This window comes from Hoylesella buccalis ATCC 35310, assembly GCF_000177075.1.
Lineage (GTDB): Bacteria > Bacteroidota > Bacteroidia > Bacteroidales > Bacteroidaceae > Prevotella > Prevotella buccalis.
On sequence record NZ_ADEG01000023.1, the window covers coordinates 14,832 to 36,265 of the forward strand.

The window sequence follows — 21,434 nt, forward strand, 5'->3', positions numbered from 1 at the left end:
GATTACCAATCTTTATTAAATACTCCTTGTTGAACGACATTCTCGCCAAAGAAAGCCTGTGATACCATAGACATAGCCTCCAGGGATGTACGTGCTCCTGGTTGTAACGCATAAAACATGGTACCACCATATCCTTGAGTTTTTATATTACGATACGCATTTGAGCCAAGATAATACATGCTGGTACAATTGATAGAAGCCATGATCATTCCTTTTTTGCTCAAACCTGGGTAGTTTTTACTCAAATCGTAATTGCGACCATAATCATGAATGGCAAAATCAATAAACTCACCTGGTTGTTTTCCCTCAACACTATGTAAAGATTGAGTGCCACTATATACATATACTTCTACCAACTTATCAGGCATTGCCTTCTTTGTTTCGTAAGCCAGTCGCGATGCGTTATTCTTGTCATTCTCAAAGCCAGGATAATTTCCAGGCTTAGACCACTCATCGTCAAAGAAAACGCCGTCAAGTTGGTAAGCCTCTACTTTATTTTTAAGTTCTTGAGCAAAATGCTTACAACCTTCATCAGACAGATTGGTCACACCGGCACGGTCGTGATTTCCTAAAATACCAAGTATCACTTTCATGCCTTTCTGCTGCAATGGTGCAAGATATTTTTCACGGAAATTGAGAACTGCCGAAATATTTTCATTGTTGAAATTGTAAACCTCATGTGTCTCAGGGTTATAATTGATATTTCCCGAGAAGAGGATTACCTGATCAAAGAAATATTTTCCACTTTTCTCCAACGTGAAACAGAGGTTGTATAACGGGTTCGCATCATTGATTTCCATACAAGATATTACCTGCAAGCCACCCTCTTTATGACAATTAGGCATCTTTGTAATATCGCGTACAAAGAGAACAAATTCACCTTTTTCTTCAGAAGCCTTTACGTCTCCTGTTAGCTTCAAAGGAATGGCATACACGCCATTCTTTTGCAATGCCTCATCAGACTTATAGGCAATTTTAACTGGTGCAGACTTTCTCTCAGCTTTCTTTACATTCACGTTTCCGTCAAACTGTATTAAGTTTTTAGGTAAAGCCTGAATGGTGGTATTGTGCTTTGCATTATAACGCTCAAGCACCGCAGCATCATAACTCAGCATGAATGCGAGATCTTTCTCTGCAGGTTTAGCCAAGTTTACATAAAAATCCGTTGAACCTTGTTCGTTGAACATCAAACTGTCAGCCTGGCTCAATCCGTATTTGTCAGTAATGAAAGCTACACTTTCATTGCTTGTTTCATACATCGCCTCGTCTACATGTGCGACATCAATGCTATCGGAGCAAGCGACCGTGAGAACAACCGCCATGGCTGCCACTCCCCATTGTTTAAGATATTTAGTAACCATTATAGATTAAATTTTATAGTTTATTGAGTGCGGAAGGCATTTGGCACACCTTCACGCCTCAATGAAGATTAAAAATGTTATTTCTTTTCAGGTAGTGATACCGCTTTCCACTTTAGTTTATCATTCGCTTTCAAGGTATTACCATTACCCGTGTGGTCTTTAACTTCAAGCGAAGAATTATCATCAAATTTCCAATAAGCAACCAGCCCTGGTGTCTTGGGGTCAACGGTATAGATATTGCCGGCTATCTGCTCGGGGGTACGGACAACATCCCATACACGCGCCTCTGAAATACAGCCCGACAGCCAACGGTTGTCATCATACGATTTTCCAATAAGGAAATTGCGATCAAAACCATTTCCTACAAGATTGGGAACACATTGCATCTTGGTTTCTGCCATCATGCGTCCGTTGACATACACTTTCATCTCTTGTGTTGCCTGGCTATATGTCATTGCCACATGCTGCCATTTATTAGTTTCTAACTGTAATTTCGCACTGGTGAAGTTTCCATTGTGGGTTGCAATTTGAATTTGGTTGTCGGGAACACCCGCATCACCAATACGCATCAAGAACGTGCCCTCAATACCCATGACGGTAGAAATAAGTTTACCAAATTCACGAGGATAGATAAGAGCTTCTAAGGTAACCTCTTTCATTCGGCTCACTCTGTCGGGAGTAGCCCACGGAGAAATCTCGAGATAGTTTTTCTCTATATCTGCCACCGTATTGATAAGAGCACCTGCACGAAATACGAAGTAATATCTTTTAGCCGTGTTCAGCAGTTCGACGGCATTACTTTCTATCTCAACCGGTAAAACATAAAGTTTACTTCTGTCCAATCCACCCAAGTTTAGAAAGGAGAATTTGGCTTCTGTACTTTTTATTGCACCTTCGGCTATATTCATTTTGTCAACATCCACACGATAACAAGTATCGGGCAAAAGTTCGGCATTGGTATAATAGGCCTGATTGTAGGTGCTTACAAGAGCAGTATTTACATGAGCCGTCATCGAGACTGCCGTTTGGGCAGGGCGTGCCAATGCTACATGAAACGTCTTGGTCAGCGGTGCGACATTACCTTTTATAATGGTTTCGGCCAACATAGATGTTTCATCTATGAAACCTTTGTTGGCAAAATTCTCCTCATCATTATTCTGACAAGCTGCCAACAGAAAAGCCATCGCAGCAAAAGGGATATATTTTAGAAATATCTTTTTCATGATGTTTTATTTTTTTACTGAAGGATTAATAATAGATATAGCCTGACGAACAACCGGATAAGTGAACGCAGCATGGTAATAATCATTATTGATGTTACCCAATGCCAAGCCAGCCAACTGGTAACCTTCGCTTGTCATAGCGACAACTCGCGCTGCACCTATGGCTGCAAAAGTCTTCCCCCAATAACCTGTCTTTACATCTGCCTTGTCCAACGAGTAGAGGTCTACCATTGGAACGAACTTGTTGGTTGGCACATCATCTGCCATGGCTTTGTTAATCAGATAACGTAAAGCGCCCGCGTTAGTAGTACCCTGTGCAGGTATGATGATGTAACTTGCCAGTTTCAACACCGATTTGTCTTTAATAAACGTAGGCATACCCGACAACACCAACATCTTATCAGAATGGCGTTCTTTCCAATCTTTAGCTATACCGAGAACATCATTCTCTAAGGCGAGATAAAAGTCTTGCTCCATAGGTGTCATATACAGGGGCAGTTGAGCAGAGAAATTCATCACGACACCGTCATAACCATATCGGTCAGCTAAGGACAGGCGATACTGAATGCTGTCAACGAGGAAAGTATTTAATTGTAGTTTAAACTCCTTTCCTTTGTTCGCAGGGTCTTCTGAAAACGCTTGTTTCAGCGCATCATAACGCTCAACAAATTGCTTGAAATTGATTTCATAGAGAGTGCGTGTGCCTTTTTCTTGGCGAAGAGAACGCATGCTCTTGAGTTCGTTGGCCGTAAGACTGTCTGGATGAGTAAGTACGATATAATCCAAACTATCGGGTACGGCACTTATCAATTGGCCTTGTGATGCAGGCTGTTTGTCTGCATTATCAAACCAACCAAACACAACCTGATGAGGTTGTTGCTTGTATTGGAGCAACTGCTGCAGATAAGCAGTATGCATCGTAGGATTTTGTTCTTCGATAGTAGGCTCATTGATGCCAACCGATTCAATATCGGTATCGCAGCTTGTCAATGAAACAAAAGCTGAAAGGCAAATCATCGAAGATATTTTCTTTATATTCATAAAATTCATAATACAAAATATCATTAATAAAACATATTAAGTTGTAGTGTACTTAGGCTTAGTTTTTCTTTGCCCACCATACATCAGTAGCCATATTGTCTCTACCGCCCAAAAGTTTTACGCCATCCTTATAATTCTCAAGGTTGTTGGTACGTTCCTCTTGTGGGTAGTAAATACGACGCGCTCCACGTTTACTGTCTACAATACCGCCACTGTTGTTTACCACTACTGGCATCAAACGGGGATATCCTGTACGGCGATATTCTGCCCATGACTCTTGTCCGAGGGGAAAGTTGGCAATCCACTTTTGGGTGATGATGCGTTCGAGGTTCTCTTCCATTTGCGCATTATCATCCCATGCGATAGTAATAGAAGACATCGGCGCACTTATAGAATTTTGTTCCAGGGGATCAATGTAAGCCGCTGGCGTGCGTGTTGCATCATTCAGATAGCTGTCTGCACCTGTGACACCCCACTGCTGAAAACTTAATCTAACGCCCTCATTATAAAGATCCTTAGCTTTACCATTCATATTCCAACCACGCAAAGCGCCTTCTGCTCGTAAGAATGCGACCTCCGCAACATTCATCAACATGATTTTAGTGTCAATTTTCACATTGTAATTTGAATAAGCATGAGCCTCCTTACCATCTGGAATAGCAATACCTGTGCGTAAACCATTATACTCATTTTCAAGGTTTTCAAATGTTGTCTTGGTGAACATGGCTGCTCGTCTTGGATCGTTATATCCGTTCATATAAGATGTAATGTCGGCACTAACGCGCGAATCACCTCCATTATACATATACATCACAACATAAAGTGGATTTTTGGTAGTTGCAAATTCTGCATTATCGCCAACAGATGTCATCACACCCACTTCGTGAGCCACAGCTTCTTCCGCATACTTTTTCGCTAATGTTGGGTTCACATTTGCCATACGCATCGCTAATCTCAACTTTAACGAGTTTGCATACTTTATCCATTTCTCAACTTTTCCTCCATATATATTGTCTGCATTTGCACTAAAATCACTTGTACGATGTGCTGTAAGTTTGGAAATAGCCTCGTCAAGTTCAGAAAGCATGGACTTATACACATCTTCTTGTGTATCGTAAGGTGCTTTTATATCTCCATCTTTACCTACTTTAGAATAAGGTATTGGTCCATAAGCATCCGTAATACGATGCAAGCTTGCCACCTTCACAATTTCTGCAACAGATGGGATTATGTCGTCTGTTGCAAGTCGTTTTACCTCATTGTAGTTAATGAAGACCTTTGGAATGATATCATTAAATGGCACGCGTGCCCAATCATTGGCAGGACTATATTGCGCAAAGTTTTTACCAGCGAATCCTGAATTAGAATCAGCAAAGTATCCTCCATAGCTGCCACCCAAAAGACATTCTGTGAATTGGCAAGTGTTTTCTTGATTTGGAACAATCCATGCTTCCAAACTATTCATGGCACCCGCGATGTCGTATGCGTCACGTTGCATCTCTTCTTTTGTCGCGCCATACGGATTACGGTTGAAGTCATCATACCCATCAGTACAACCTATGGCTGTCGTAAGAAGCATGCCCGCAGCCAAAGCAGGCATCATTGATTTTATATTATATGTCATCATTTTAGTCTGATTAGAAAGTAAGTTTAATATTAAAACCTATATTTCGCGTACTTGGCGTCATAAACTTATCAATTCCTTGATAATAGTTACCAGTAGTGGCTGTAGCCTCGGGGTCGAAAGGTGCTTTGCAATAGAACATCAGCAGATTACGCCCAACTACAGAAACGCTTAAATCGCCAATTCCAAAAAGAAGGTTTCTCTTGAAGGTATAACCAATGTTTGCTTCTTGCAAACGTACATTGGTTGCACTATAAGTGTAATATTGTGGTATGCCGTCTGCTGCTCCAATGGCAGTATACCATGTTTCCGGATTGATGAAATTCTGTCCGTTGTTAACACTCACATAACCTTTATCACGAGCTGCAGCCGTAGCTTCTGACACTCCGTAATAATCGAGTGCAGCCTGTGTGGCAGAGTAAGCGATGCCACCGAAACGAGCTGTCACCATGAAGCCAAAATGAAGGTTGTGCCAAGCGAAATCGTTGCGCCACGACATATTACACTTTGGAAGTACCGACCCTAATTTTATTTCCTCAACACTTGAGTTCTTATATACCTTGCCAGCAGGATCAACGTAAACCTTCCCCTTGTCATCGCGTTGTATGTCTGCCAACGAATACAGGTCTCCCAAGGTTCCGCCCTTCTTTAAGATGAAGTGTGCTGCGCCCAGACCCAGTTGATCAAGTTTATCAAGTGAAATAACGCTGTTGGTTCCCGGTACATTATATTGGGTAACCAACTCGTTAATCTTGTTTTCGTTCGCACTCAACGTGTAATTACTTTCCCATGAGAAATGTCCCCATTGGTTATTGTAGCCCAATGCGAACTCCACACCACGGTTGCTTACATCACCCGTCTGTATGTACATTTTACTAAATCCTGACGAGGCAGATATTTTAGGGTCGAATGTCTGGTTAAAAGTTGATGTGCTGTAATAAGTAACATTCAAATTAAAATGGTCAAAGAGTTTGGTCTGCAAACCAAATTCCCATGAGTTAGTACGTTCGGGTTTTAAGTCGTATACAGGATAAGCTGTCTGACTGCTCCATTGCTTGTTCGTTTCATCCCATTCGTACATTGGATTCGCATACCAACGCGGGAACGACAAGCCTACACTTGCAAAAGAAGAACGCAGCTTAAGATAATTGATTTGTTTGGGCAACTTGAAGGTTTCTGACACAATCCACGAACCACCGACCGATGGATAGAAGAATGATTTCACGTTGGAGTGAGGCCCTGCCAACATCGAAGGCCAATCGTTACGACCTGTCAGGGTAAGATAATACTGACTCTTCCAGCCCAATTCCATACTTGCGAATACAGATTTCGTTTGATCGTGATAGCCGGCGGGTTCTGGCTTTAATTGCGTGCGATCAATCTGTGTAATGGTGAACACGTTGGGAATCAGTTTCTCGCTTATCGGTCCGCGCACACCCAACAAGTCTTCACACTGGTCTTGCAATGATGCGCCCAGGTTAGCATTCAACGACAACCTGTCTTCAAAGAAGCGCTTGTTTACCGTTGCCATCACATCTCCATAAGTCTGACGATTAGTTGTCTTTGAAATGCCATACAGTCCGTTTTCACTTCCCGTGAGCGTCTTGTTGGTAGTAGCGTAAAAACGCTCATCGTAAGTCGATGCGTTGTGATCAATACGGATACGCGCCGACAAATTGAGCCATGAAGTAACCGCATAGGTTGCGCCAGCATTCATCATATAACGATGTTTCGATGTGGTGCGTGGTGTACGATAATTAATCCAATATGGGTTTTGCCCAACGAATTCACTGATTAAATCACCCCAATTTTGCACATAAATACGTCGTTGACTATCATATCGCTCAAACATAGCCATATCTTCGTACGAATTGCCACGAGGATAAAGATAGGCCGTAATCAGAGGGTTGTTGTATACACCCTGATTAATCATGTTGCAATCGTTTTGCAAGATAAAACTTGCTCCCAAATCAAGAGTCAATTTATCATTGAGCAGATTAGTGGTGTTACGCGCCGTGAAATTATATCGGTTGTAATGGTTGTTGGGCACAATGCCATTAGCATTCAGGGCACTGGCCGACAAGAATGTCTGATTGCGATCCGTTCCTGTTGACAAGGTAACAGCCTCTGTTGTCACGATTCCAGTCTTCAGATAATCAGCAACGGGATTGTAACCCTGGTAATTGGCTTCATTGAGCAATTTGCCCCAGCTGTATGAATTCGCTCCATTCTCACGAAGCATGGAACCTGTTCCATACCGATTCTGAAAACGCGGCATAGCGAAAGCATCCGACAACTCTGTTGTTTGCGATACCGTAAATACGGTTTTGCCCGCTTTTCCTTTCTTGGTGGTAATGACAATGGCACCGTTTGATGCCTTTTCTCCATACAGAGCAGCTGCCGCAGCACCTGTCAAGACCGACATGCTTTCAATATCTTCGGGGTTAATGTCCGCAATACCCTCAGAAGTACCACGCGAATCAAACTCCTTTCCGCCTTCTCCACCTGCATTGAGCATAGGAATACCATCTATCACATACAATACGTTGCTTGATTGTGAGATAGAACGCATACCACGCATAACGACCTTAGAAGCGCCGCCAACACCAGACGAAGACGCATTGATGTTGACACCCGCTACTTTACCATTTAACGAGTTGATAAAGTTTGCGTCTTTGTTGGTCAGCAAGTCTTCTCCTTTTACTTGCTGTACATTGTAGCTCAAGGCTTTCTCTTCGCGCTTGATACCCAATGCGGTAACCACCACTTCGTTCAACTCTTTAGAACTTTCTGAAAGGACGGTTTGCGCTGTGATGTCTGTTGCTTTAAACTCTTTTGTCGCAAAGCCTACATAAGAGAACTCAATCATGCTATTCTTTGCTGCCGACAAAGCGTAGTTGCCATCTATGTCGGTAACGGTGGCATTCTTCGTTCCCTTCACTCTCACCGTAACGCCTGGGAGCGATTCGCCATTCTCATCGGTCACTTGCCCTGTCACCTTGATGGTAGCCTGGTCTTGTGCAGAAGCGCTTACTTTAGCTTTGGGTTTCTCACTAATCAAGATGTGGTGGTCGGTAATGGTGTAATCGACGTTGGTGCCCTTGAAAAGTTCTTGTAAAAGATCGGACAACTTCATCTTGTTAGAACTTACTTGGACTACCTTCTTCAAATTGATGACATTTTGTCCATAGTCCACTGATTTGTTGGTCTGTTTTTCAATAGCAGTAATCAGAGTCTTCAGCGTTGCTTTGCGTTGCTGCAGCTTGATGACTTGATTTTGTGCGAACCCTGCTGATGAAATAAATAACAATGCGCCAACCAAAAAAGTTTTGCTGAATGGCATCATCGTTAACAGTGATTTTTTAGCCTTAGGTTTCATTACTTTGTGTAAATAAAATAAATTGATAGTTTTAATATAGATTCGTTAATCGTGCGCATCCGTGATTGCTCTTCATGCCATCACCCCGATGCAGCCTCAATATTCACATATTATTATTACATATTGCCAGCCTTGTGTCCTCCTTTCTTCACATTAAGTGTAATTGTATGTTGTTGATGAATATAATCTAAGTTTCCAGATATTTTCGTTAGCACTTTCATCACGTCGTCAATACCTTCATCTGCCCTGAAAGCCATGGTGAATTGCTGTGACAAATCAACCGCCGGAGTGGTCTTGATACAGACGTTGTATCGACGCTGCAAATCGGCAATAATCACTTTCAAGGGCGTTTGGTCGAACAACAATTTACCATCCATCCATTGATTGTACTTTCCGCTGTCCACGCTACGCTTCGTCATTTTACCGCTGATGCGATTGTACACCGCCTGCTCATCGGGCAACAGCGTCATGGCGATTTTGTCTTCATAAACTTTTACCTTTCCTTGTTCCAAGGTTGTGGTAACCAGTTCGTCGGCAGGGTAGGCCTTCACGTTAAAATGAGTCCCCAGTACTTTGACCTTCAAATTGCCCACATGTACGATAAAAGGCTGACTGCTATTTTTAGCAACGTCAAAATGAGCCTCTCCGTCTAAGTAGACATCACGCCGAGAGAACAAACGACTAAAGCGTTGGGGATAAAACAAAGAAGAACCTGCGTTGAGGCGTACCTGGGTTCCATCGGACAAACGCACGACTTTAGTTTGCCCGTTTTCCACATGACATTCAGTGAGCATGGCTTGAGAAGCCATCTGGTTAGAAGCCACAAACCAAGTGCCCAGACATAAAGCAACGGGTAAGAAGATAACAGCAGCATACTTCAATACCTTCAAACGAATTTGGCGAGCACGTTCCTGATGCCCGTGATGAGAACGAAGAGCTTGATTTCGCAGAACCGATTGCGACATGGCATCGGCATTCATCACGTCATCGGTTTCATCCCAAACGCGTTTCAAGGCTTCGTTTTTCACCCCTCTGTCGGCCTCGTCAATGAGCCACGCCATCACTTGTTGGCGATAGCGAGACGGAATCAGTCCATCTGCAAAATATCTAATGATTTTGTATGCGGTTTCCTTGTTCATGATTTAGGGTTTTACTCAATAGACAATGATAACGGTCAATACACGCAGTTAAAAGATGTTAAACAGTGATTTGTCGATAAACTACAGCCTTTCTGTACCACAAAAGGGTGCTTCTTGTGTAGGTAAAAACTGACCATCAGAATGGTAACTCATTTGATTTTTTTTTGACAAAGAGCCTCTTCATATTTTGCGTATTTGCAAACAGCTGCTCATTTGGTCGCAAATTCGACAAGCATTCGCAATTTTTGTATTTGTCTATCAATCAATGTATTGCAAGTTTTGTGGGCGATTTTAGGCTTTCGTTTCACCACCTTTTAAGGCAAAAGCATTGCTTTAAGGATGTTATCTGTATGCTTTTTACAGGTTAGAGCATGTAGATTGCTCATCAAAGTCATGTAGCTTGAGCAGACAACTCATTGCTTTTGCGCCAAAAGTCGAAATTTCTTACCCGTTCAACTCATTTTTTGCATGCTGTATGCCTATTGATTTTTTCTAGATTGAAAGTTTGAACTGGCCGTTTTTAGGGTGTTTTTTGTGATAAAAAATTAACTTTTTGTGCGGAATTTAAGGCGATACACGAAGATACATACTACTACTGACGGCTCGTTTGCAGCAACTCATCACGCCGGCCAAGCAGTTGCTTTTCAATACGAAGGGTTTGTAAAATCAATGTAATATTTTTTAAGATGTTGTTTTTTATCGTATATTTGCGCAAAAGAATACTTATAAGCACCTTTCAATGTCTAAGAAAATAATAACGGTAGGGCAAACCAACTCCCAGGATATCGAATGCCTAAAAGCATACGATGTGCTATTTACACGTTATTATGCCAAGGTGAGAAACTTCGTTTATGCCATCGTCAAAGATGAAAATGAGGCTGAAGACATTGCGCAGGATATCTTTCTTAAATTGTGGATTCAACGTGATAAAATAGGAATCGTTGACAATTGGGACGCCTATTTGTATGCCATGGCACGCAACTATACGCTGAATGCGCTCAAACAGAAAGTGCATGAGCACAATTTAAGAAGTTACCCGGAGACGGGTGTACCCGAAGAAAACTCTTTGGAAGAAATGATTTTCAGTGAAGAACTCAAGGCGATTCTCGAAAACGTTATCAGCAAAATGCCCGATCAGCGGCGCAGAGTATTCACCATGAGCAGATTGCAAGGCATGACAAATCAGAAAATCGCACAAGCCTTGCACATCAGTAAACGCACCGTAGAAACACATATTTCGGCTGCACTGGCACAAATCAGGCGGGTTGTGACGATGGCGGTCGTGTTTCATTTCCTTGTTTCGTAAAGAGAAACAAAGGTGTTCATCCCCGTCAAGCACGCCCTTGCTTATTGATGGTGCAAAGAACGGCAAGCGTTCATGGCTCAGCTAAACCGCACAACCACTTGCCTCATAGAAGCGTTGACGAACGATGCCAACGCTTATGCTTTCACTATCAACACGGTAGCATAGGCTGCCATTCCCTCCTGACGACCCACAAAACCCATGCGTTCACTGGTGGTAGCTTTGATGGAGATGTTGTCTTCATCGGTTTGCATCAGCCTGGCCAAACAACTCTTCATGGCGGGTATGTGGGGATTTATCTTGGGTTGTTCGGCACAAACGGTGGCATCAACATTGCCAAGTTGATACCCCTTGGTGGCGATGAGCGCCATGGTTTTCTGCAATATCACCTTGCTGTCCATGTTGAGGGTTTCATCAGAGGTATCGGGAAAGTGGTAGCCGATGTCACGCATGTTGGCTGCTCCAAGCAAAGCATCACAAATGGCATGAATCAACACATCGGCATCGCTGTGTCCCAACAATCCCATCGAATGCTCTATCTTGATGCCACCAAGCCAAAGGTCGCGCCCTTCCACCAATTTGTGGACATCATAGCCAAAACCAACACGAAAAATAGGAAACATAAGGTAGAAGTTTTTTAGTTGACAAGTTGACGAGTTTACGAGTTGACAAGTTTACAAGTTGTTAGCCCTGCTAATCACTCCCCTCCCCTTTGGGGAGGGGTTGGGGGAGAGGCTGCCATTATTACCTCCTAAACAAGTCTTTAATCCCATCCATATCAAAGTTCAATGAGAAGCGAAGAGTCTGGTCAAGAGGGTTACTCTTCGCCATGGCAATAACATAACCTGCATCCAACGAGAACACACTCATCTTGAAACCGGCACCCACCGTAAAGTATTTTAGGTTACCTTTATTCTCTGCTTGATGATGATAACCCGCTCGCAAGGCGAACTGATCGTGATAAACATACTCGGCACCTACGCTCCATTGTATTTCCTGCAACTCTTCTTTCGCCCCATTGGGTGCATCGCTGAAGCTCTTGAAGATGCCGCTGATGCTCGACACATCATAATATTCTTTCTGCACACGCTCCTGGTAGTCCTCCGTACTCTCGCCCTCATTCTGTTTTGGGTAGGTGGGTACTAATAATTTGTTGGCATCGGCTGCCAAGGTAAATCGGTTATATTCATCGATGGGAATCATCAGAGAAGCACCCAACCGCAGGTTGGTGGGAATGAACTCACTGTTGTCGCTGCCACCAAAAGTTATCTTACTACCGATGTTTGAGATGTTGAGACCGATGCCCAACTGACTTTCACGTTCCCCAAGGTTGATATAATTTTGATAATAGGCCGAGATGTCTGCGGCGAAAGCCGAGCCAGGAGTGGTTTCATCTTTAAAGTCGTAAGTTAAGTCAGAGTAAATCCAACGCACGGCAGCACCTAATGAAAACCGCTCACTCAGCATCAACGAGTAGGCTACATCCAATGACATTTCGTATGGGTTGATGGTCATCCCACCCCCTTTGCCATCTCTGTCAACATTGGTTGTCACCTCGCCCAGTGAGAAATAGCGCAGCGAACCAGACACGGCACTATAGTCACCAATGCGATAGTAGCCAGCCAGGTAGGCTAAATCGATGTCGTTAACCAACTGTCGGAGCCACGGTGTGTAGTTGAGTGCCACTCCAGCGCGGCTGATGGTGAAGGGATATTTGGCTGGGTTCCAATATTGTGAAACCACGTCGGGATCGGTAGCCGCTCCCACATCACCCATGCCGGCCGAGCGAGCATCGGGTGCAATCATTTGTGAAGTGACCGATGAGTGGACTGGATTAAACATGTTTCGTTTGTCTTGTGCTGACAATGTAATGGCAAAGCACACAAACAACAGCATGCAAAATATTCTTGGAAATGTTTTCATTCTGTTCAGTAACTCTTTTCTGTTATTGATTAAAAACGCACGGGATGGTTAATTATTGCCTATCACGATGAGTTTCTTCGCTTTGGAAACCTTCTGACTGCCCTCAGAAGAGAGTGACACACGATAGAGATAAACGCCGGTTTGCAAGCGTGCCCCATTGTCAACTATCAAATCCCAGTCAACGGTATAAGCATCATTAGTACTCACGCCACGTTCCTGATGCTTCCACAATTGGCGACCACTCATGTCAAACACGTCAATTTCCACATCCACCTGTGCGCCCACCCTATCGTGGTTGATAATGAAGGTCGTTGTGGTGCGTGCGGGATTGTTCGTGCAATCGACCGAAAACAGGTTGGGTTGCATGCCCTTGACGACATGGAATGTCAGTTCTGCGGTTGAAGAATTGTTCAGAACGTCCCATGCTCTGAATTGCAACTTGTGCGGGCCAGGAGCCAATTCGGGGATGTTGTAATGCGTGGTTCCGGTGGTATAGCTGCCAAAGTCGTACACGAAATGATCGTTGAGGTTATACGTTTTTGACATTTCTCCATCGATAATCAACTGCAAGTCGTGCCCAATGCCGCTTCCGGCACTATTGATTCCATTCTCATCGGTGATTTTCGCAACGAAATAAGGCGTGCTATTCACCTTATCACCATTGGTGAACGACGGCGAGTTGAGGTAACAGTAAATGGATGGGCCGATGGAATCGTTGGCCACATCGGCCGTGCCACCAATCGTGAACGCCTCGCTGGTACCGTGCGCCTTCAGCCGATGGTCATCACTAAGGGCATACAAATTCATCAATCCCGTGCCATCCGTGTAATTGATGTCCTGCGGAATGGCGAAGGTCAACGTAAACCTTCCGCCCACAACGTTGCCAGATCCATTGAACAATGTCTTGGTGCGATCGTAATAGGTAAACGGACTGGTGATGTCAGCCGCATCATTCATTCGGCAAACAATTTTTTCTTGGCTATCCCGAACGGTTACAGTTACCTTTCCATTGAAGTCGGCTGCGTGTTCTACATGCCCCGTCACTTTAGCTATTCCACCAGCCTTGAGAGAAGCTTTGACGTCAGTTGACACGGGTGAACCATTGATGGAATCGACAACCACCTTTAAGGTGGGTTGATGAAGTGCCACGGCTGGGTCGCCCAACAATGAATATTGCAGTTTGTTGTCGGTCAAGTCGCGTTTAGTATCAATCATCTCATTCTTGGCCAAGCGTTGAGCTTCACCTATCGTAATCGGTTTGCCAGCACGGTCCTTGCTCAACACATGCCGCAGGAAAGAGGTGTTAATCTGGGCGTTGTAATAAGCCCAAACGGTACGAGTTGTGCCAAAGAAAGCCAAAGCGCCGCCCTTCGGATTGAGTACGGCTGCCTCACCAATGGTTGGAACCACGCCATCGAAAGGCATGATGTCACACGAAGCAGTGACCCACAAAGGAAGATTTGGATTGTTGAACGACTGAAAATCACTAAAATTTAATACCTTTTCATGGGAAATCTGTATTTCTGACCCATGTCCACCGTAATCCATGATGAGGGCTCCTGCTGCCTGTTGCTGCTTAATCAGTCGAGTTACCTCCGGGTAGGCATGTCCAGTAGACGAAGTTTCGCGTACGTATGCATCCCACATGATTTTCTTTACCAAATAGCTGGGATACTGTGTTGAAATAGCATCAGCCGTGGCATTGATGTCATGCATGTGCAGATTATCCTCGCCATCATCGCCCATGAACACCAAGGTGTTTTGCCATGCACCGCCATTTTGGTTTTTCACATAGTTGATAACCTTATCAACCATCACTTTGGCCTCGGCTTCTGTCTTCACAGGAAAACGCCCCACGGCGACATCTTGCTTGTCAGAGAAATTTGTATTCAAACCTTCTCCATCGTCCAAAGCGCAAAAGAAACCATCGTCTACATAGCAATGAAGGGCGTTGAACGAATTTTCACTTTCAAAACAAAGCAGGTAATCGTCTGGATTGAGGTTGCGACAGTTAGCCGTCAGCATTCGGTTGTCCCAAACACAATCGCCAAACAGCAGCAGATATTTCGGCATGTCAGCGTCGGTTTGTGCCCGATCGTACAACATCTTGAGGTATCTGCGGTAGGCATTGGCATCAGGAGTGCCGCTCGAGAACTCGTTATAAAGTTCATCAGCCGGCACGATGCGTACCCGCATGCCATCGTTTTGTTCGTGGAAAGCCTTCAAACGTTCAGCCTGCGTGTGCAGTTTTTGACTGGTAGGAATGATGATGACCATGTCGACGAAGCCATCTCCATGCAAGTCTTGGTTGGTAATGTTGTAAACATATTCAGGGACAGGGAAGGAGGTTCCTTTGAGTTGTGGTGCCGGCAGAGGCTTTTGCCATGTAAAAGAAATATAATCTAAGCGAATTGGACCACCGGAGTTCGTGGATATCTTGACCGAATCAGTCGTCCCTGTTCTGTTGATTTCATATACCGCACCCGCTTCATTTCCACTATCATGTTCTCTTAAACGGATGTTCAACGTCCCCAATTCGGCATTCTGATAGGTCACGGTTGCCAGAGATGCGGTGCCAGCTGATAGATTTACTGACATCTTAGCACTGCCTTGATCCGCCTTAGACGGAATGATAAAAGTCTTGGAAGAACCAGCAGGGATGGGATTGGGGTCAAACAGGTTGCGCCCGCCAGCATACCATGCATGTGCATCAACTTCGTAAAGGGTGTGATAATCGTCAGGCGATGGATAGAAAGATGCCAGAAACGCCGTAGAATCAACGGACGTGAGGGCGTCATCTGTCTGCGTCAAAAAGTAATAGCCATAATCTGAATAAGGGTTGCGAGTGCGACGAGTGGCTGTGTTGGAATCCCATGACACTGGCCCGTATGCATAAAACAATCGACGCCCATCAACCCAACAGGTGGGAACTTCCTTCAAATCATCGGTTGCCACCAAATCTTCAGCAACCAGTTTCTCATTTTGCAACCTACCGCCATAGCCATAAACTTTCACCTTATTAATATCTGTAAAACCGGCCTTACGAATCAAGTCATCCGTCAATCGGTACACACCCGATGCGGGTACGCGTATCTTTGCCCACTTACCAGACGCCAATACCGAGTGAGCCGCATAACGACTCGCACCGCCTGCTCTTGTTTGTACGGCGGCATGTCGCAGCGATTGTTTGCGTGGCTGGGCTTCTAACCGTAGCATGAAGCTGACCAAGATTTGATATTTACCGTCACGAAACACCAAAGGGCAGAAGTCTACCTCCAACGATCCCTTCTTTCTATCCAAAGCCAACCGCTGTCGGATAGGTGGCAAGGCTGGCAATGGTGCATCAGAAAGCTGTCTGTATCGTGCAATATCGGCCGACGTCATGTCGATAAATTCGGGATAGAGAATAGAAACGGAATAGAAAGAATTGGCGTATTGATCGCCCAGCGCAAAGGAATGAGAGAAATGAGGCAACCGTGAATCTATCTTCACGTCGGCTGCCGTCAAGTTAAAAAAACGCTCTTGAGCAGAAAGACTCAAGCACAAAAGCGACAAAAAACCAATCACAAGAAATTTGATTCCTCTCAACACGCGTTCTAATTCTGTGTTTATTTACAATTCATTTCAAGCACTTTCCGGTCTGTCAGATATCCTTCCAAATGGTCGTTTACCTCCACAGGACCCGTTCCCGCAGGCGTGCCGGTGTACAAGATATCACCAGTTTTCAAGGTAAAATACCGACTGATATAAGCTATCAGCTCATCAATCTTGTACAACATGTCACCCGTGAACCCTTCTTGCACCGTCTGTCCATTGATATCAAGGTGGAAGTTGAGTGCCTGTACGTCGCGAAACTTGTCCACATCTACCCAGTCACCCAACGCAGCCGCACCATCAAATCCTTTGGATAGCTCCCAAGGCTGCCCTGCTGCGCGTAACTTTTGTTGCAACTCACGAGCGGTGAAATCTATTCCTAAGGTAACAGCGTCGTAGTAACGATGGGCAAATCGTTCTGAGATAGTCTTACCTAATCGACAAATCCGCACGACCACTTCAGCCTCGTATTCTATCCTCCCCAAGTCATCGGGAATGAAGAACGGCTTATGATCTTTGAGTAAAGCCGAATCAGGCTTCATGAAAATCACAGGATTCTCTGGTTTTAATAACGTTCCCAACAGCTCTTTATTGTGCTGTGCGTAATTCATTCCAACGGCAAATATTTTCATATCTCTGATTTTTTTCTATTGATTCTACGCAGCCGGCAGCTGCAATTTGGTATGCTGCAAAGATACTACAAATTAAAATAAGTAGCGAAGATAAACGGAAAAAGCCCGATTGAGAGATACCCAACCGGACTTTTCTATGTAACAAATCTTCCTTCTTTGGAAAGTTATTTCTTAATCTGCGCGCAAGCTAAAACGCTTGAAATCAACGATTGACAAGTCCTTGTCAGCCTGTTTCAAATACTCAGAAACAGTGATTTTGCTGTCCTGGATGTATTCTTGGTTCAACAAGCAGTTTTCCTTGAAGAACTTGTTCATACGGCCTTTGGCAATATTCTGAATCATGTTTTCTTGCAAGTGCTCCTTCTTGTCAGCTGCTGTTTCAGCCTTAATCTTACGAATCTCGTCTGCTTGCTCAGCGGTAATTTCACCCTTGCGGAGGCCTTCCTCCATGTGTTCCTCGCTCTCAGCGATATACAAGTTGAAGCCAGCTTTCTTCAATGCTGCTGTGACAGCCTTCTCAATCTGCTCTTCTTTGGTCTTCTCTACGGCCACCTTGTACTCAGCGTCTTTCACTTCTTGCGAAACACTTTCTTCATTCAAGGCCACAGGGTTCATCGCAGCAACCTGCATGGCGATGTTGTGAGCCTGCTCTTCGGCAGGTTTGTTGGTCTGAACCATCGTGCACAAGATGTTCTTGTTCATGTGGTTGTATGCCTCGATGTTTTCTCCTTCGAGGAAACGATAGCCATCCAACTCCATCTTCTCGCCTGTGATACCAGAACGAAGTTTAACGGTTGTGGCAACATCTTTTCCATCTGCGAGCTTCAAAGTCAGAATTTCATCGATGGTCTTGGCCTTAGCAGCAACGGCAGCGTCGAGGATGTTTTGTGTACATTCGATGAAGTCCTTGCCGTTTGCCACGAAGTCGGTTTCGCACTTCAAGGCGATCATTGCAGCGAAGTCTTTGTCAACTTTCACGAGCACACAACCGTTTGAAGTTTCACGATCAGAACGCTTGGCAGCGATAGCCAGTCCGCGTTCACGAACCAACTCAACAGCCTTGTCCATGTCACCAGCAGCTTCGGTCAACGCTTTCTTGCAATCAGCCAAACCAGCGCCGGTCATTTTACGAAGCTTTTGTATATCAGCAATTGTTACAGCCATAATATAAAAATCTTATTTATTGGGTTAATATTATTCTTTTATAAAAAAGGACAGAGAAGAATGAAGAGCGCACCAGATATGTAAAGAACATACCTATCCCCCTTCGTTCTTCTCTATTCAATATGATTATTCAGCAGCAGGAGCTTCTTCTTTAGCTTCAGCTTCCTTGTTTTCTTCCTTTGCTGGCTCAGCCTTTTCAGCTACTTCCTCTGTTCCTTCAGCCTTCTCAGCCTCTTCGGTCTGCTTGCGAGCTTTGCGAGCACGCTTTGGCTTAGCCTCTGCAGCTTCCTCTTGTTGCTCGGCAGCAGCTTTTTCATCAGCCTTTTCAGCCTTGCGCTCCTCCAAACCCTCAGCGATGGCTTGGCAGCAAGCAGTCAAGATTACTTCTACAGAATCTTTCGCATCATCATTTGCGGGAATCACGAAGTCGATGTTCTTAGGATCTGAGTTGGTGTCAACGATAGCAAACACGGGGATACCCAAGCGATTGGCTTCCTTCACGGCGATGTGTTCCTTGCAAACGTCTACAACGAACAATGCGGAAGGCAAGCGTGTAAGGTCGGCAATAGAACCCAAGTTCTTCTCCAACTTGGCGCGTTGGCGCGTAATCTGAAGCAACTCACGCTTGGAGATGTTTTCGAACGTGCCATCAGCCATCAACTTGTCGATGTTTGTCATTTTCTTCACAGCCTTACGAATGGTTGGGAAGTTGGTGAGTGTACCACCAGCCCAACGCTCGTTCACGTATGGCATGTTTACAGATGCAGCCTTCTCGGCTACGATGTCCTTAGCTTGTTTTTTAGTAGCGACAAACAAAACCTTCCTACCAGACTTCGCAATCTGTTTCAAAGCTTCGGCTGCTTCGTCTATCTTTGCAACCGTTTTGTTCAGGTCGATGATGTGAATACCATTGCGCTCCATGAAGATATAAGGAGCCATGGCTGGATTCCATTTGCGACGGAGGTGTCCGAAGTGGCTACCTGCCTGCAATAATTGGTCAAAATTTGTTCTTGACATTTTTCTTTTCTTTAAATTGTTTACTTTCTTTTTAGTTGATTAGAACCAATCTTCGAGTAGTTCGCCACGCATGGGAAATCTCGAGGATTTAGATACTAAACGGGTGATCAGTTTACGAGTTGATAGTTTACAAGTTTACAAGTTTACAAGTGAACAGTTTACAAGTTTACGAGTTGATAGCTTGTAAGTGTACGAGTTAACTGTTTGCAGGTTTACAAGTTTACGAGTTAATCGTTTACATGTTTACGAGTTGATAGCTTGTAAGTGTACGAGTTAACTGTTTGCAAGTTTCGAAGTATCACCTCGTCAACTTGTCTACTCGTGAACTTGTCAACTACTCTCCTCATTAACGCTTACTGAACTGGAAGCGACGACGGGCCTTGGGCTGTCCTGGCTTCTTACGCTCAACAGCACGGCTGTCACGTGTCAAGAATCCATTGTCCTTCAACACCTTCTTATCTTCAGCATTCAACTTGACGAGCGCACGAGCAATGGCGAGGCGAAGTGCCTGGCTCTGACCTGTGAATCCGCCACCATCAAGGTTGGCCTTGATGTCATATTTTCCTTCAACCTCAAGTGTTTCCAATGGCTGTTTAACCACATAACGCAAGATAGCTGATGGGAAATAGGTTTCAATATCTTTTTTGTTAATCGTTATTTTGCCGGTACCTTCAGTGAGGTATACGCGAGCGATGGCGCTCTTGCGGCGGCCTATTGCATTGATTACTTCCATCTTTCCTTATTATTTATACTGGTTAATATCGATAGCCTTAGGCTTCTGTGCAGCCTTGTCGTGCTCAGCGCCTTCGAATACATACAGGTTGCTCAGCAAAGAACGTCCCAACGGGCCCTTTGGTAGCATACCTTTCACGGCATGACGAACAATCTTGTCAACACCGTTCTTGCGAGTACGAAGCTCAGCAGGGGTATTGAAACGCTGTCCACCAGGATAACCGGTATAACGTGTATAAAGTTTGTCTGTTTCTTTCTTGCCAGAGAACTTAATTTTCTCAGCATTGATGATGATGACATTGTCTCCACAATCAACATGAGGAGTGAAAGTTGGCTTGTACTTGCCACGCAGCAACTTAGCGACCTTTGAGCAAAGGCGACCAACAATCTGGTCGGTTGCGTCTACTACGACCCACTCTTTTTGAGCTGTTTCCCTGTTGACGGAAATAGTCTTGTAACTTAATGTGTCCATTAAAAATTTAAATTTTACTACTAAAAAACGTTTTTATTTCACTCATGTACGAACGATTCACTAACCGTGATGCTCGGCCAAAAGCACCACTATTAACACATCCGCACAGGGGACTCTAAGTTCATCCCCGAAATAATCGGTCTGCAAAAATACACATATCTATAAACATAGCCAACATTAGGCTCTCTTAATAGCCGTTATTTTATAATTTATTAATTATATTACGGTTTATTAACACTATCCGCTTGGGTTAAAATCTACTTATTGGAGAAACTGGTAGAATACCCAAAAATAAAGTGAAACGAAGGGGGTACAGACTGAAAACTTCATTTTTTTTTACCAAAAAAAGGCCCAAAAACAGCCCTTCGCCATTCTCATTCTGGAGAAAAACAATAGGCTTGGCGGATGAAAACAAGGAGCTGTTTAGACTGAAAAAAGTGTTTTTAACCCTCGAAACGACGAAATTAGCCTCCAAAAGACGTCATTTATCACCCCTATACGTATGCTATTGCATGGCAAAGGCATGTCTATTAGCGTGTAAAGGCAATGCTTTTGAGAAAAAAAGACTGATGAGAGAATTACTATTTATGGCTAAAATGGCATAACGGTCTGTGTGACAATGAAATACAAACATGCCTTATCCTTGGCATATTTGAACCCAAACGCACTGCTGTTGACAAATAATGAAATTTTGAAAGGTATTTTTGTAAAGAAAAATATCTCGGCTTACGTCCAGGCAGATTCTTCTTGACATCTTGCCGCGAGAGCATAGGGCGGGGACGATGGGAGGTTGATGGGAGTTGTCGGGAGCAAACATGCAGTTAAAAAGG

The 21,434-nt window shown here is 44.1% G+C and carries 15 protein-coding genes; 1 reads left to right on the plus strand and 14 read right to left on the minus strand.

The annotated features are described in order from the left end of the window. Positions 1-2 precede the first annotated feature (2 nt). The 6 genes from HMPREF0650_RS01930 to HMPREF0650_RS01955 form a co-directional block, all read right to left on the minus strand. Positions 3-1,361, minus strand: coding sequence for a BT_3987 domain-containing protein (locus HMPREF0650_RS01930; protein WP_004347891.1), 1,359 nt, complete (start codon positions 1,359-1,361; stop codon positions 3-5). A 77-nt stretch (positions 1,362-1,438) separates the two neighbouring features. After that, positions 1,439-2,584 (minus strand): DUF1735 and LamG domain-containing protein, encoded by a 1,146-nt coding sequence (locus HMPREF0650_RS01935; RefSeq protein WP_004347892.1) that lies wholly within the window; start codon positions 2,582-2,584, stop codon positions 1,439-1,441. Positions 2,585-2,590: 6 nt separating this feature from the next. Beyond that, entirely contained in the window at positions 2,591-3,625 is a 1,035-nt protein-coding gene (locus HMPREF0650_RS01940) for a glycoside hydrolase family 18 (protein ID WP_245543440.1), read from the minus strand. Positions 3,626-3,683: 58 nt separating this feature from the next. After that, the gene (locus HMPREF0650_RS01945) at positions 3,684-5,252 is read right to left on the minus strand and encodes a RagB/SusD family nutrient uptake outer membrane protein (protein ID WP_004347896.1); all 1,569 of its coding nucleotides are present in this window, start codon (positions 5,250-5,252) and stop codon (positions 3,684-3,686) included. Between the two features lie 10 nt (positions 5,253-5,262). Continuing rightward, positions 5,263-8,595, minus strand: a complete 3,333-nt coding sequence (locus tag HMPREF0650_RS01950) for a SusC/RagA family TonB-linked outer membrane protein (RefSeq protein ID WP_245543441.1) — start codon at positions 8,593-8,595, stop codon at positions 5,263-5,265. 149 nt (positions 8,596-8,744) lie between these two features. Then, a complete protein-coding gene (locus HMPREF0650_RS01955; protein WP_004347900.1) occupies positions 8,745-9,767 on the minus strand; it encodes a FecR family protein in 1,023 nt (340 codons plus the stop codon). Positions 9,768-10,506: 739 nt separating this feature from the next. Here HMPREF0650_RS01955 and HMPREF0650_RS01960 point away from each other — a divergent pair. Further along, on the plus strand, positions 10,507-11,073 hold the full coding sequence (locus tag HMPREF0650_RS01960; protein WP_004347901.1) for an RNA polymerase sigma-70 factor: 567 nt from the start codon (positions 10,507-10,509) through the stop codon (positions 11,071-11,073). A gap of 134 nt (positions 11,074-11,207) precedes the next feature. On the opposite strand, the gene ispF is transcribed toward HMPREF0650_RS01960, so the two are convergent. The 8 genes from ispF to rplM all read right to left on the minus strand — a co-directional run bounded on the left by ispF (position 11,208) and on the right by rplM (position 20,604). After that, positions 11,208-11,693 (minus strand): 2-C-methyl-D-erythritol 2,4-cyclodiphosphate synthase, encoded by a 486-nt coding sequence (gene ispF / locus HMPREF0650_RS01965; RefSeq protein ID WP_004347904.1) that lies wholly within the window; start codon positions 11,691-11,693, stop codon positions 11,208-11,210. Positions 11,694-11,814: 121 nt separating this feature from the next. After that, positions 11,815-12,993 (minus strand): type IX secretion system outer membrane channel protein PorV, encoded by a 1,179-nt coding sequence (gene porV / locus HMPREF0650_RS01970; RefSeq protein WP_004347905.1) that lies wholly within the window; start codon positions 12,991-12,993, stop codon positions 11,815-11,817. Positions 12,994-13,041: 48 nt separating this feature from the next. Continuing rightward, positions 13,042-16,572 carry a type IX secretion system sortase PorU gene (porU, locus tag HMPREF0650_RS01975; protein ID WP_155813551.1) on the minus strand — a complete coding sequence of 1,177 codons (3,531 nt, stop codon included), beginning with the start codon at positions 16,570-16,572 and terminating at the stop codon, positions 13,042-13,044. A 29-nt stretch (positions 16,573-16,601) separates the two neighbouring features. After that, positions 16,602-17,219, minus strand: a complete 618-nt coding sequence (locus tag HMPREF0650_RS01980; RefSeq protein ID WP_004347907.1) for a fumarylacetoacetate hydrolase family protein — start codon at positions 17,217-17,219, stop codon at positions 16,602-16,604. Between the two features lie 171 nt (positions 17,220-17,390). Beyond that, entirely contained in the window at positions 17,391-18,383 is a 993-nt protein-coding gene (gene tsf, locus HMPREF0650_RS01985) for a translation elongation factor Ts (protein WP_004347908.1), read from the minus strand. Between the two features lie 126 nt (positions 18,384-18,509). Continuing rightward, positions 18,510-19,400 carry a 30S ribosomal protein S2 gene (gene rpsB, locus HMPREF0650_RS01990; RefSeq protein WP_004347911.1) on the minus strand — a complete coding sequence of 297 codons (891 nt, stop codon included), beginning with the start codon at positions 19,398-19,400 and terminating at the stop codon, positions 18,510-18,512. Positions 19,401-19,746: 346 nt separating this feature from the next. Beyond that, positions 19,747-20,133, minus strand: coding sequence for a 30S ribosomal protein S9 (gene rpsI / locus HMPREF0650_RS01995; protein ID WP_004347912.1), 387 nt, complete (start codon positions 20,131-20,133; stop codon positions 19,747-19,749). A gap of 9 nt (positions 20,134-20,142) precedes the next feature. Next, positions 20,143-20,604, minus strand: a complete 462-nt coding sequence (gene rplM / locus HMPREF0650_RS02000) for a 50S ribosomal protein L13 (RefSeq protein WP_004347914.1) — start codon at positions 20,602-20,604, stop codon at positions 20,143-20,145. Positions 20,605-21,434: the final 830 nt, after the last annotated feature.

What these genes read in the sequence shown, in the direction of transcription:
- HMPREF0650_RS01930 (WP_004347891.1), bottom strand. Translation starts at nt 1,361, where the DNA reads ATGGTTACTAAATATCTTAAACAATGGGGAGTGGCAGCCATGGCGGTT.
- HMPREF0650_RS01935 (WP_004347892.1), bottom strand. Translation starts at nt 2,584, where the DNA reads ATGAAAAAGATATTTCTAAAATATATCCCTTTTGCTGCGATGGCTTTT.
- HMPREF0650_RS01940 (WP_245543440.1), bottom strand. Translation starts at nt 3,625, where the DNA reads ATGAATATAAAGAAAATATCTTCGATGATTTGCCTTTCAGCTTTTGTT.
- HMPREF0650_RS01945 (WP_004347896.1), bottom strand. Translation starts at nt 5,252, where the DNA reads ATGATGACATATAATATAAAATCAATGATGCCTGCTTTGGCTGCGGGC.
- HMPREF0650_RS01950 (WP_245543441.1), bottom strand. Translation starts at nt 8,595, where the DNA reads ATGATGCCATTCAGCAAAACTTTTTTGGTTGGCGCATTGTTATTTATT.
- HMPREF0650_RS01955 (WP_004347900.1), bottom strand. Translation starts at nt 9,767, where the DNA reads ATGAACAAGGAAACCGCATACAAAATCATTAGATATTTTGCAGATGGA.
- HMPREF0650_RS01960 (WP_004347901.1), top strand. Translation starts at nt 10,507, where the DNA reads ATGTCTAAGAAAATAATAACGGTAGGGCAAACCAACTCCCAGGATATC.
- ispF (WP_004347904.1), bottom strand. Translation starts at nt 11,693, where the DNA reads ATGTTTCCTATTTTTCGTGTTGGTTTTGGCTATGATGTCCACAAATTG.
- porV (WP_004347905.1), bottom strand. Translation starts at nt 12,993, where the DNA reads ATGAAAACATTTCCAAGAATATTTTGCATGCTGTTGTTTGTGTGCTTT.
- HMPREF0650_RS01980 (WP_004347907.1), bottom strand. Translation starts at nt 17,219, where the DNA reads ATGAAAATATTTGCCGTTGGAATGAATTACGCACAGCACAATAAAGAG.
- tsf (WP_004347908.1), bottom strand. Translation starts at nt 18,383, where the DNA reads ATGGCTGTAACAATTGCTGATATACAAAAGCTTCGTAAAATGACCGGC.
- rpsB (WP_004347911.1), bottom strand. Translation starts at nt 19,400, where the DNA reads ATGTCAAGAACAAATTTTGACCAATTATTGCAGGCAGGTAGCCACTTC.
- rpsI (WP_004347912.1), bottom strand. Translation starts at nt 20,133, where the DNA reads ATGGAAGTAATCAATGCAATAGGCCGCCGCAAGAGCGCCATCGCTCGC.
- rplM (WP_004347914.1), bottom strand. Translation starts at nt 20,604, where the DNA reads ATGGACACATTAAGTTACAAGACTATTTCCGTCAACAGGGAAACAGCT.